Annotated in this window: 1 protein-coding gene; it reads left to right on the top strand. The window is 53.3% G+C overall.

Annotated elements, in window-relative coordinates; translation table 11 throughout:
* The coding region (locus tag ACQW03_RS25945; protein WP_441952772.1) for an amino acid adenylation domain-containing protein at positions 1-14,899 on the top strand (14,899 nt) is incomplete at its 5' end.
* Positions 14,900-14,937: the final 38 nt, after the last annotated feature.

Genomic DNA, 14,937 nt, shown 5'->3' with positions numbered 1-14,937 from the left:
GAGTACGGCAGGGGATACGATCGAATTTGCACTGGAGCGTGAAGTTAGCGAACGCCTGAAAGAACTGGCTTCGCAAACAGGTTCAACCTTGTATATGGTGCTGCTGGCGGCATACACTACGCTCTTGCATAAATACACGGGGCAAGAAGATATCGTAGTGGGAACGCCGATTGCCGGAAGACCACATGCGGAACTGGAGAGTCTGGTAGGTGTCTTCATCAACACGCTGGCAATCCGCAATTATCCGTCTGGCGACCAATCGTTCCTGGATTATCTGCAAGAGGTGAAGGAGCATGCGCTCAGTGCTTATGAGCATCAGGACTATCCTTTTGAAGAGCTGGTTGAAAAGCTGAATTTGACGCGGGACACGAGCCGGAATGCGCTGTTTGACACGATGTTTGAGTTGAAAACATTGGAGCAACAGGAGTTGCAGCTGGAAGGTCTGACCCTGAATTCGTATCCGCTGGAAAATAATACGGCCAAATTTGATCTGACTCTGGATGCAGTGGAGCAGCCAGAAGGTATTCTGTGCAGCCTGGAATACAGCACGGCGCTGTACAAGTCTGAGACTATTGCGCGAATGGCGCAGCATTTTACCGAGCTTGTACGTGCAATTACACTGCATCCGCAGCAGCCATTGGCAGCTTTGGAGCTGGTACCTGCCGAGGAAAAAGCACAAATCATCCATGGATTTGGAAATGTGGGGGTATCGGATGTGGCTGCTGTTGAAGCAGAAGCCTTATTCCATACCTTTGTGGAAGAACAGGCACAGCTTGTGCCGGATCACGTGGCGGTGGTGTACGAGGAGCAGCAGCTTACGTACCGGAAACTGAACGAGCGTGCGAACCAATTGGCGCGTAGATTGCGGAATGAAGGCATTGGACGCGAGTCGATTGTCGGCATTTTGAGTGAGCGTTCGGTGGACATGCTGGTCGGCGTATTGGCCGTGTGGAAAGCTGGAGGCGCCTATGTGCCGCTGGATGCAGACTATCCGTCCGAACGTATTCGTTTCATGCTGGAGGACAGCGGTGCGACGGTACTGTTGACCCAAACAGGCTTGCAGGAGCGCGCACAAGTATGGCTGGAGGAAAGCAAAGCTACCGTCGAACCTGCAACGGGGCTGCGTCTGCAGACGATGCTGGCTTTGGACGATGAGTCGCTGTACACCGGTGATACCACAGACGTCGATCATATCAACGAACCGCAGGATCTGGCGTATGTGATCTACACGTCCGGGACAACGGGACGTCCGAAAGGGGTCATGATCGAACATCACAGCTTGGTGAATACGGCTGCGGCGTATCGTCGGGATTACCGTCTGAGCGAGTTCCCGGTACGTTTGCTACAACTGGCAAGCTTCTCCTTCGACGTCTTCGTCGGCGATATTGCGCGGACGCTTTATAACGGCGGCACGATGGTTATTTGTCCGAAAGACGACCGGATTGATTTTAGCCGTTTGTATGGCTGGATTCGCGATTACCAGATTACAGTGTTCGAATCGACTCCGGCCCTGATCGTACCGTTTATGCAGCATGTGCATGAACAGGGGCTGGACATGAGCAGTCTGGAATTGCTGATCACCAGCTCGGATAGCTGCAGTGTGACGGATTACCGGGTGCTGCAAGAACGATTTGGCGCAGATATCCGCATTATGAACAGCTACGGCGTCACAGAAGCGGCGATCGACTCCAGCTTCTACGATGAAGATCTATCGAAGCTGCCAAGCAGCGGCAATGTGCCGATTGGTCAGGCGTGGCTGAACGCACGCTTCTACATCGTGGACAGCCAGCTGAATCCGGTGCCGATCGGCGTACTGGGCGAGCTGTGCATTGGCGGAGCTGGAGTGGCACGAGGCTATCTGAATCGTGCAGACTTGACCGCCGAGAAATTCGTAGCGAATCCGTATGTACCAGGTGAACGATTGTACCGCACAGGCGATTTGGCGCGTTGGATGCCGGACGGCAATGTGGACTTTATCGGCCGGATGGATGATCAGGTCAAAATCCGGGGCTTCCGGATTGAACTGGGCGAGGTGGAAGCGCAGCTGCTGACCGTGGAAGGCATTCAGAAAGCCATCGTCACCGCCTGGGAAAACGAAGACGGAGACAAGGATTTGTGTGCGTATATTGTAGCCTCTGAGGCGCTGAATTTGCCAGAGCTGCGCAACATGCTGCAGCCCAAGCTGCCGGGTTATATGATCCCGACGTATGTTGTACAACTGGATCAATTCCCGCTGACACCGAACGGGAAAATTGACCGCAAAGCGTTGCCTGCGCCGGAAGCGCGCCTCGAAGGAGGCACGGCGTACGTGGCACCGCGGACACTGCTGGAAGAGCAACTGGTACGTATTTGGCAAAGTGTTCTGAATCATCCGCAGATCGGTATTAAGGACCATTTCTTTGAAGTGGGAGGACATTCTCTGCGCGCCACAACACTGATGGCGAAAATCCATCAGGAGCTGAATTACAAGCTGGCCCTGCGAGATATTTTCCAATATCCGACGATTGAGCAACTGGTGCAGGTGATGGGAGAAGATCAGACACAACAAACGTATGTATCCATCCCTGTGGCGGAGGAGCGCGTATATTATCCCGTTTCCTCGGCGCAAAAACGGATGTACGTGCTGAGTCATTTGGAAGGCGGAGAGGTTAGCTACAATATGCCAGGCGCTTTGATTATTGAAGGTTCCTTGGATAAAACGCGACTGGAGCAAGCCTTCCGCCAGCTGATTGTCCGTCATGAAGCCCTGCGAACTAGATTCGAGATGGTGGATGGCGAGGTTATTCAATGGATTGAATCGGGCGTCGCATTCAACGTGGAGCATGTGCAGGCAAGCGAAGAAGAGACCCAGCAGTATGCACTGGACTTTGTACGTGCATTTGATCTCGCACAAGCACCGTTGCTGCGGGTTCAGTTGGTGGAAACCGGACCGGAGCGTCACGTCATGCTCTATGACATGCACCATATTATTTCGGATGGTGTGACTGAAGGCATTATCGTGCAGGAGTTCTCTCAATTGTATGAAGGCAAGGAACTGCCGCCACTTCGCATCCAATACAAGGACTATGCCGTTTGGCAGCATGCCGATATGCAAAGTGAACGTCTTCGTGAGCAGGAAAGCTATTGGCTGAACACGATGGCTGGTGACATTCCGGCGCTGGATATGCCAACGGATTTTGCAAGACCAGCCGTACAGCGTCTGGAAGGAGCTCGATTGGAATTTGCGATCAGCCTGGAGGACAGCGAGCAGTTGAAACAGCTGGCCGCGCAAACCGGCTCCACTTTGTACATGGTGTTGCTGGCCGCATATAGCACGCTCTTGCATAAATATTCGGGGCAGGAGGACATCATCGTCGGCACGCCGATTGCCGGAAGACCGCATGCGGAACTGGAGGGCTTGGTAGGCGTATTCCTCAACACGCTGGCGATCCGCAATTATCCGTCTGGCGACAAAACGTTCCTGGATTACTTGCAAGAGGTGAAGGAGCATGCGCTCAGTGCTTATGAACATCAGGAGTATCCTTTTGAAGAACTGGTTGAAAAGCTGAATTTAACGCGGGATACGAGCCGGAATGCGCTGTTTGACACGATGTTTGAGCTGAAAACATTTGAGCAGCAGGAGTTCGAGCTGGAGGGTCTGACCTTTAAGACGTATCCGACGGACAATAACACGGCCAAATTTGATCTGACCTTGGATGCAGTGGAGCAGCCGGAAGGCATTCTGTGCAGTCTGGAATACAGCACGGCGCTGTACAAGCCTGAAACCATCGCGCGATTGGCACAGCATTTTACCGAGCTTGTTCGTGCAATTACGCTGCATCCGCAGCAGTCACTGGCAGCTTTGGAGATGGTAACCGTCGAGGAAAAGGCACAAATCATCTACGGTTTTGGAGATGTAGGGGTATCGGATGTTGCTGCGGTAGAAGCAGGAGCACTGTTCCATACCTTTGTGGAAGAACAAGCGCAGCTTGTACCGGATCACGTGGCGGTGGTGTACGAGGAACAGCAGCTTACGTACCAGAAACTGAACGAGCGTGCGAACCAATTGGCGCGTAGATTGCGAAATGAAGGCATTGGACGCGAGTCGATTGTTGGCATTTTGAGTGAACGTTCGGTGGACATGTTGGTTGGCGTATTGGCGGTGTGGAAAGCTGGAGGCGCCTATGTGCCGCTGGATGCAGACTATCCGTCCGAACGTATTCGTTTCATGCTGGAGGACAGTGGTGCGACGGTACTGTTGACCCAAACGGGGTTGCAGGAGCGTGCACAGGTCTGGCTGGATGAAAGCGAAGCTACAGTCGAACCCGCAGCGCACTTGCGTCTGCATACCGTGCTGGCGCTGGACGATGAGTCGCTGTACACCGGGGATGCCACGGATATCGAGCACATCAACGAACCGCAGGATCTGGCGTATGTGATCTACACCTCCGGTACAACGGGACGTCCGAAGGGCGTCATGATTGAGCATCGCAGCTTGGTGAATACGGCTGCGGCGTATCGCCGGGATTATCGTCTGAACCGGTTCCCGGTACGATTGCTACAACTGGCAAGCTTCTCCTTCGACGTGTTCGTCGGCGATATTGCGCGGACGCTTTATAACGGAGGAACGATGGTTATCTGTCCGAAGGACGACCGGATTGATCCAAGCCGTCTGTATGGCTGGATTCGTGATTATCAGATTACGGTGTTCGAATCAACACCGGCCTTGATTGTACCGTTTATGCAGCACGTGTATGAACAGGGACTGGACATGAGCAGTCTGGAATTGCTGATTACCAGCTCGGACAGCTGTAGCGTGACGGATTATCGGGTGCTGCAAGAACGGTTTGGCGCGGATATCCGCATTATGAACAGCTACGGTGTCACGGAAGCGGCAATCGACTCCAGCTTCTACGACGAAGAGCTGTCGAAGCTGCCGGCCAGCGGCAGTGTACCGATTGGTCAGGCGTGGCTGAACGCACGCTTCTACATCGTGGACAGCCAGCTGAATCCGGTGCCGATCGGTGTGTTGGGAGAGCTGTGTATCGGCGGAGCCGGGGTAGCACGAGGCTACCTGAACCGTGCCGACCTGACGGCCGAGAAATTCGTAGCGAACCCGTACGTACCGGGTGAACGATTGTATCGCACAGGCGACTTGGCGCGGTGGATGCCAGACGGCAATGTGGACTTTATCGGCCGGATGGATTATCAAGTGAAAATCCGGGGCTACCGGATCGAGCTGGGCGAGATTGAAACGGCGATCCAGCGGGTGCCAGGTGTGCGTCAAGCGGTAGTCATCGACCGAACGGATGAGCGTGGACACAAGTATTTGTGCGGATACATCACAGGAGAAGCAGAGCTGCGGATTGAGGAGGTACAGACCGAGCTGGAAGCAGGACTGCCAGCGCATATGGTACCTGCACGCTTGATGCGACTGGAGACGATCCCACTGACGAGCAACGGCAAAATCGACCGCAAGGCCTTGCCGGAACCGGAAGGAAGCATCCATACCGGCGCAGCCTATGTGGCACCGCGTACCACGGTGGAACAAGTATTGGCTGCGGTATGGGCCGGGGTGCTCGGCGTGGAAGCGGTAGGCACGCAGGATAACTTCTTTGAACTGGGTGGCGATTCGATCAAGGCGCTGCAAGTATCATCCCGCTTGCTGCAAGCAGGTTATCGACTGGAGATGAAAGACCTGTTCAGTCATCCAACCGTGTCTGCATTGGCACTGAAAGTCCAAACGGTGACCCGATTGGCGGATCAGAGCGAAGTGGTGGGCGCTGTGAAACTGACACCTGTTCAACAATGGTTCTTTGAGCAGAACCTGACGGATGCTCATCATTATAACCAGTCCATTATGCTGCATAGCAAGGACGGTTTTGATGAAGCGGCCCTGCGCACGGCGATGGATCACGTCGTGAGCCATCACGACGCACTGCGTATCATTTTCCGTCCTAGTAAGCACGGATATGAAGCTTGGAACCGTGCAGTTGGGGAGGGCGAGCTGTATACACTGGATCGGGCCGACTTCAGAAATGAGTCTGAGGTATCTGCAGCGATCGAGGCCAAAGTGAATGAAATTCAGGCGGGTATTCATGTAAGCGAAGGACCGCTGGTGAAGCTGGGGCTGTTCCATTGCCCGGATGGAGATCATTTGCTGATGGCGATTCATCACTTAGTGGTGGATACCGTATCTTGGCGCATTTTGTTCGAGGATATTACGACAGCCTACGAGCAGGCATTGAACGGACAAGCCGCTCGTCTTCCGCACAAAACGGATTCATTCCGCACCTGGGCGGATGGGCAGTCTCAATATGCGAACGGTCCGGCCATGGCAGCAGAACTCGCATTCTGGCAGGAAATGGAACAGGGAATATATCAGCCGCTTCCAAAAGACGAATCCCATTCTCATTCCTTAAATAGGGACAGCGAGAACATTACGGTCACGTGGACAGCTCAGGAAACGGAACAGCTGTTAAAACAGGCGCATCGTGCCTACAACACGGAGATGAATGATTTGCTGCTTACCGCATTGGGACTGACTATTCATCGCTGGGCCGGTCTGGAACGAGTGCTTGTGAGCCTGGAAGGTCATGGACGGGAGTCCATTTTGCCAGAACTGGATATTACGCGCACCGTGGGCTGGTTTACGACTCAATTCCCAGTTGTGCTGGATATGAGCGTGGGGCAAGACCTTTCACAACGCATCAAACATGTGAAAGAAGGACTACGCCGCATTCCGCAAAAGGGCATTGGCTACGGGATGTTGAGATACCTGTCCGCAGCACGTGAGCAAGAGCGTTTTGTAACTGAACCTGAAATCAGCTTTAACTATTTGGGACAATTTGACCAAGATATGCAAAATCAATCCATTGGCGTATCTCCTTATTCTAGCGGTGCAGAGCTTAGCGCTCATGCAGCTAGAACGCACACGCTGGATATGAACGGACTGATTTCCGAAGGCGAGCTGCAATTGACGATCAGCTACAGTAAGCAGGAATATCGCCATGAAACGATGGAGCAGCTAGCCGAAGCGTTCCGAATCAGTTTGCAGGAAATCATTGCGCATTGCACAGGCCGCAAACAGCAGGAGCTGACGCCAAGCGATGTCATGCTTAAAAATGTAACCATGGCCGAGCTGGATCAGTTGGTAGAGCGGACTCGTGACATGGGGGAACTGGAAAATGTATATGCGCTGACGCCGATGCAAAAAGGCATGTTGTTCCATAGTCTGATGGATGCAGAGTCAGGTGCTTATTTTGAACAAACGACCTTTGACTTGCATGGACGCTTCCAAGCCGATATTTTCCAAGATAGCTTGAATCATTTGGCACAGCGGCATGAGATATTTAGAGCCAATTTCATCAGCGGTTGGCAGGATGAGCCTGTGCAGGTTATTTTCCGACGCAAGGATGTTGGTTTTAGATGTGAAGATTTGCGTCATCTGAATGAGCAGGAGCGTGACGCATATGTGAAGGAATTTATTCGCAAGGACAAGGCAGCCGGATTCGATTTGTCCCGGGATGCGTTGATGCGCGTGGCGATTTTACGAACAGGTGATGAGGATTATTATTTTGTGTGGAGCTCTCATCACATCTTGATGGATGGTTGGTGTGTGGCATTAGTCACGGATGAGGTGTTTGAGGCTTACTTTGCAGCCGTGGAGCATAGACAGCCGAAGCTTGCCCCCGTTACTCCATACAGTCAGTATATTGAGTGGCTTGAAGCACAGGATGTAGAAGCAGCAGCTGCGTACTGGAAGGATTATTTGCTCGGCTATGATCAGCAAACTTCGATTCCGACCGGAAAAGTAGGCGTGAAAGCGGACGGTGCACAATTTGAGCATATCCTGTGTGATCTGGGCAAGGACTTGACCGAACGTATGGAAATGGTGGCCAAGCAGTACCACGTGACCCCGAATACGTTGCTGCAAACAGCCTGGGGATTGCTGCTCCAAAAGTACAACGGTAGTGACGACGCTGTTTTTGGCGGTGTAGTGTCTGGTCGTCCAGCGGATATTCCGGGGATCGAAAATATGGTGGGCTTGTTCATTAACACCATTCCAATACGGATCCGCAGCGGGGCTGAGGACACCTTTGCCGACATGATCAGAATGAATCAGAAGCAGGCGCTGACTTCTCAAGATTATGAAACGTATCCGCTGTATGAAATTCAAGCCTTAAGCGAGCAAAAGCAAGATCTGATCAACCACATTATCGTGTTTGAAAACTATCCGGTGGAGGAGCAGGTCGAGCAACTTGGCGAAGGTGCAGAGTCGGATTTTGAAATTCGCAATGCCGGCATGATTGAACAAACCAACTATGATTTCAATCTGGTCGTTATGCCGCAGGAAGCGATGAAAATCCGATTTGAATACAATGCGAAGTTATATGATCGTGAAGCCGTTGAACGGACTCAGGGCCATCTGATACAGCTGTTGGAGCAGGTGGTAGCGAAGCCAGACATTCGGGTGTATGAGCTGGATATGGTAAGTGAGCAGGAGCGTGAGCAAATTCTCAGCGTATGGGGAAATACAGCTGCTGAGTATCCAAGCGAGCAAACGATCCATGGCTTGTTCGAGACACAAACGGCGCACACACCGGAACAGGCAGCGTTGTTCTTCGAAGGAGAACAGTTGACCTATCGCGAGCTGAATGAACGCGCCAATCGTTTGGCTCGTACCTTGCGTAACCAAGGCGTGACGAAGGATCGTCTGGTGGGTCTGATGACCGAGCGTTCGGTGGACATGATCGTGGGGATCTTCGGGATTTTGAAGGCCGGAGGAGCATATGTCCCCATTGATCCAACCTATCCGGAGGAGCGTATCCGCTACATGCTGGACGACTCAGGTGCGAGGCTATTGTTAACGCAAAACCATTTGGTGGATAAAGTAGCTTTCGATGGTAACGTGCTGGTGCTGGATGGGGAGCAAACGGTGTATCACGAGGATGATTCCAATCTGGAACCGTTGTCTGGTCCGAACGATCTGGCGTATGTCATCTATACGTCGGGTACGACGGGGCAGCCGAAGGGTGTTATGTTGGAGCATCGCGGTCTATGCAATCTGAAAACGTATTTTGATCAGACGCTCAAGATCCGCACGTCGGATCATACGTTGCTGTTCGCCAGCTATTCGTTTGATGCGGCTTGCTGGGAAATCTTCCAGGCGCTGTTCTGCGGAGCCACGTTGTATGTGCCAACGTCAGAGACGATTTTGGACTATGAGAGATTCGAACATTACATGACAGAACATCAGATTACGGTGGCGACGTTACCACCGACCTATGCGGTGTATCTGGAGCCGGAGCGGATGCCAAATCTGCGTATTCTGTTCACTGCGGGTTCTGCATCTTCAACAGAATTGGTGTACAAGTGGAAGGATCAGGTGGCGTACTACAACGGTTACGGTCCAACCGAAAACTCGGTGGCGACATCCATCTGGCCGGTATCCGAGGATGAGAGAGCCGGACAACTGATTTCCATCGGACGCCCTATGCCGAATCATCGGGTATACATGGTGGATGTGCATGGACATTTGGCTCCGGTAGGCGTAGCGGGTGAACTGTGCGTGTCCGGTCCGGGTCTGGCCCGTGGTTATCTGGATCGCCCAGAGCTGACGGCTGAGAAATTTATACCAAATCCGTTTGCGGCTGGTGAAGCCGGCTACGAACGAATGTACCGTACGGGTGACTTGGCGAGATGGATGCCAGACGGCAACATCGAATATTTGGGCCGGATCGACCATCAGGTGAAAATCCGGGGCTATCGGATCGAGCTGGGCGAGGTCGAGGCACAAATTTTGAAAGTGGAGGACGTACAAGAGGTCATCGTACTGGCCCAGGCAGACGAACAGGGGCAAAACCAACTGGTGGCATACTATGTTGCTGAACGGGAAGTGAGCACTGGTGAGCTGCGCAGCTTACTGGGCGAGGAGCTTCCAAACTACATGGTGCCTTCGTATTTGGTGCAGCTGGAGCAGATGCCGTTGACACCGAATGGTAAAATCGACCGCAAGGCACTGCCAACACCGGAAGGCAACCTGCAAAGCGGAGCCGATTATGTCGCACCGCGGACATGGGTGGAAGTGAAGCTGGCGCAAATTTGGCAGGATGTGCTGGGTCTGGAGCAGGTCGGTGTGAAGGAAAACTTCTTCGAGATTGGCGGACACTCGCTGCGGGCGACGACGCTGGCCTCGAAGATTCACAAGGAGCTGAACAAGCCGCTTCCACTACGCAGTATTTTTGAAGCGCCAACGATTGAACAACTGGCAGCGGTCATGGAAGGTCTGGATCAAGTGGCGTATGCGTCCATTCCGGTGACGGAAGAACGCAGCTTCTACCCGCTTTCCTCGGCACAAAAACGACTGTATGTGCTGCATCAGTTCGACCCGAATGATGTGAACTACAACATGCCGTCAGTGCTGCAAGTGAGTGGTCCGTTGGACGTGAAGCGAGTGGAGGACGTGTTCCGTCAACTGATCGCCCGCCATGCAACGTTGCGTACCCGCTTTGAGCTGGTGGACAGTGAGCCGGTGCAATGGATAGAGGACACCGTACCGTTCGAGGTGGAGTATACGAAGGTACAGATAGAGGGTGCAACTGCGGACACGATGGTCAGTCAGGAAGCACAAGAACGTGTGCAACAGTTTGTACGTCCGTTCGATCTGCAAGCCGCTCCGCTGCTGCGGGTAGGCTTGGTAGATTTGGGTGTACAAGGAACCGAGCAGGAACCGCAGCATTTACTCGTGCTCGATATGCACCATATCGTCTCGGATGGTGTGTCCATGGGAGTACTGACCGATGAATTTGTCCGCTTATACGACGGTGAAGTGCTTTCGCCATTGCGGATACAGTACAAGGATTATGCGGTATGGCAGCAAAGCGAAGCCCATCAAGAGTGGATGCAACGTCAGGAAGCGTACTGGCTCGACACCTTCCGGGGTGAGCTGCCAGTGCTGGATGTACCTACGGACTTTGCCCGTCCGGCGGTGCGAAGTACCGCAGGCGATACAGTGGTGTTCGGGCTGGAACGCGAAGCTAGCGAACGCCTGAAGGAACTGGCGGCGCACACAGGCTCCACGCTGTACATGGTGCTGCTGGCTGCGTACACCGCGCTCTTACACCAATACAGCGGGCAAGAAGATATTGTAGTCGGCACACCGATTGCCGGACGACCGCATGCAGATTTGGAACCGATCCTCGGGATGTTCGTCGGTACGTTGGCATTGCGAAACTATCCGACAGCGGAACATACCTTCCGCAGCTACGTGGAAGAAGTGAAAGTTTGTGCTCTGCAAGCCTATGAACATCAGGACTACCCATTTGAGGAACTGGTGGAAAAGCTAAATGTGAAGCGGGATATGAGCCGCCATCCGCTGTTTGATACGATGTTTACCCTGCAAACCACCGAGGAAGGCGAGTTGCAGCTGGTAGATCTGAGCTTCCGTCCATACGGCTTGGAACAAACGCCAGCGAAGTTTGATTTGACGCTGGAAGCCAGAGAGGAAGAGGCAGGTATCCAGTTCGGATTGCAGTATGCAACTGCGTTGTACGAGCGCGAAACGGTAGAACGGATGACGCGTCACTTTGTTCGCTTGGCTGAAGCCGTCGCGGCGAACCCGGATGCGAAGCTGGGTGAGCTGGAGTTGATTACGGCAGAAGAAACCGAGCAGATTCTGAAGGTGTTCAATGATCCGAATGCGCACAGCCTGCTTGGAGCATTACAAGGCCGTTCGCTCAGCGAACGCTTTGAAGACCAAGCGAAGCGCAACCCTGAGCGGGTAGCAGTCGTGTCTGGAGACACGGCACTGACCTATGCCGAGTTGAATGAACGGGCGAACCAATTGGCTCGTGTGTTACGAGCGGAAGGGGTCGAAGCAGATCAACCGGTTGGCGTATTGCTGGAACGTTCTGCGGATATTCTGGTGAGCATTCTGGGGGTACTTAAGGCCGGAGGCGCATATGTGCCGATGGATACGGTGTATCCACAGGAGCGCATCGACTACATGCTCCAAGACAGTGGGGCCAAGGTCGTGATTACAAGTAGAGTCGCCACCCTGTCGCTCAGCTTGCCATCCCTAGTACAAGCTGTAGTTCTTGACGACGAGGACGTTCAAGCTCAGTTGGGAGCACAGGATGCGAGCAATCTAATCCCTGTTGCCCGCCCGCATAACCTGGCCTATATGATTTACACGTCAGGCACCACCGGTCAGCCGAAAGGGGTCATGATCGAGCAGGGCAGTGTTAGCAATCTGGTAGATGCTTTATGGGAACGCGTATACAGCCGTTATGAACAGCCGCTTCATGTCGCATGGCTGTCGGCATTTGTATTTGACGCTTCAGTGAAGCAAATCTTTGCCAGCTTGCTGTTAGGCCACACCCTGCACGTGGTGTCCCGTGACGTCAGTCTGAGCGGAGAGCATTTGATCGCCTACTACCGCACGCACCGAATTGATCTGTCGGACGGCACACCTGCGCATCTGCATATTTTGAACGAAAGCGTCAGTGTGACGGAAGCGCCGGAAGTGAAGCATTACCTGATCGGTGGCGAAGCATTATCCGTGCAACTGGTAAATGTGTTCTTGCACAAGTGGTCTGGGTATCGTCCAGTCATTACGAACGTGTATGGCCCGACCGAAACGACGGTAGATGCGACTGCTTATACGATTGAAGATGTGGAGTCCCTGAACGTACTGCTGGAAAAAGGGGAGCACACAGTATCCATCGGAACGCCGATAGCGAACCAGTCGGTGTACATCCTGAACAGCCAGCAACAGCTGGTACCGATCGGTATCGCAGGTGAGCTTTATATCGGAGGTGCAGGTGTGGGACGAGGATACCTGAACCTGCCGGAGCTGACGGCAGAGAAGTTCGTCCTGAATCCGTTCGCTGATGCGGCAGCAGCTGATCCAGCGGATAGCACTCACGCAAACCGGATGTACCGGACGGGCGACTTGGCACGGTGGATGTCAGACGGCAGTATTGAGTATTTGGGCCGGATCGACCACCAGGTGAAAATCCGGGGGTACCGGATCGAACTGGGCGAGGTGGAAGCGCAGCTACTGACCGTGGACGGCATTCAGAAAGCCGTGGTCACAGCATGGGAAAACGAAGACGGACACAAGGACCTGTGTGCCTATATCATAGCTTCAGAGTCCCTGAGTTTGCCGGAGCTGCGCAATGCGCTGCAGCCGAAGCTGCCGGATTACATGATCCCGACGTATGTGGTACAACTGGATCGTTTCCCGCTGACACCGAACGGGAAAATCGACCGCAAGGCGTTGCCGGCACCGGAAGCACGCCTCGAAGGAGGCCTGGAGTACGTTGCACCGCGGACACCGCTGGAAACCAAGCTAGCCCAAATCTGGCAGGATGTCTTGAAGCTGTCCAGCGTAGGAATCACCGACTCATTCTTTGACGTGGGTGGACACTCCCTGCGGGCAACGACGCTGGTGGCCAAAATCCATCAGGAACTGGACAGCCGGATTACGCTGCGTGAGGTGTTCCAACACTTCACGATTGAGCAGCAAGCCCAGCTCATCGCAACGCACGGTACAGACACCTATACGGTGATCCCTGCGGCGGCGCAACAGGCGTACTACCCGGTTTCCTCGGCTCAAAAACGATTGTACATTTTGAGCCATCTGGAAGGTGGGGATCTCAGTTACAATATGCCGGGTGTATTAACCGTGGAGGGACCGCTTCAGGCCGATCGGCTGGAGGATGCGTTCCGTCAGTTAATAGCCCGCCATGAAACGCTGCGGACTTCCTTTGAAATGCTGGAAGGCGAGGTCGTTCAGCGGGTTTACGATCAAGTGGAGTTTGCAGTAGAGCACCTGCAGGCCAGGGAGTCCGAAGTTGAAGCCTATATCGAGTCCTTTGTACGTAGCTTTGATCTTCGCCAGGCACCACTGCTGCGTGTCCGTCTCATTCAAACCGGACCAGAGCGCCATCTCCTGATGTACGACATGCACCATATTATTTCAGACGGTGTATCGTCGAGCAACATCGTGCAGGAGCTGGTACAACTGTACGAGGGACAGGAATTGGAGCCGCTGCAAATTCAGTACAAAGACTACGCCGTGTGGCAGCAGCAGGAGATGCAGCGTGAGTCATACCAACGCCGAGAACACTTCTGGCTGGAGCATTTAGCCGGAGCATTGCCGGTACTGGATTTGCCAATTGCTTATCCTAGACCTGCTGTTCGCAGCTTCGAGGGTGCGATGTATGAATTTACAGTGGACGCGAATGTATCCGAGCAACTGCGCCGAATTGCGGCACAGACCGGAAGTACGCTGTACATGGTGCTGTTGAGCGCCTACACCGTTCTGCTGTCCAAATACAGCGGTCAGGACGATTTGATCATCGGTACGCCGGTAGCAGGCCGCTTGTTGCCTGAACTGGAGCCACTGATCGGAATGTTCGTCAACACGCTAGCCATCCGGCATCAGCCGAAGGGCAACCAAACGTTCCACAGCTACTTGCTGGAAGCCAGAGATCGTACGCTGCAAGCCTTCGAGCATCAGGATTATCCACTGGAAGAGTTGGTGGAAAAACTGGATGTAGCACGGGATGCAAGCCGTAACCCGTTGTTTGACACCATGTTTGTACTGCAAAATACGGAGTCACAGGAAGCGCAGCTTGAGACGCTGTCCTTCAGCCCGCATGTTCAGGAGCATCGTATCTCCAAATTCGATTTGACCTTGTCCATGAGTGATGAAGATGGGGAAATCAAGGGTTCCTTTGAATATTGCACGAAGCTATTTGGAGCCGACGCTATTGAGAGATTAACCAGAGATTTGATAGCGATCCTGTCCCAGATTGGAACCGATCCAGATTTGCTGTTAAGCGATATTCAGGTGAACACGGACGAGCAGCCAGAAGGCTTCTCGCCGGATTCCATCGACTTTGTTTTCTAAATCAGTTTTCTAAGATGCAATGATTTCACTTTGCGTGT

It is taken from the genome of Paenibacillus sp. DRB1-1 (assembly GCF_052119485.1).
GTDB classification, from domain to species: Bacteria; Bacillota; Bacilli; order Paenibacillales; family Paenibacillaceae; genus Paenibacillus; species Paenibacillus polymyxa_B.
This window is presented reverse-complemented; position numbering and strand designations above follow the sequence as displayed.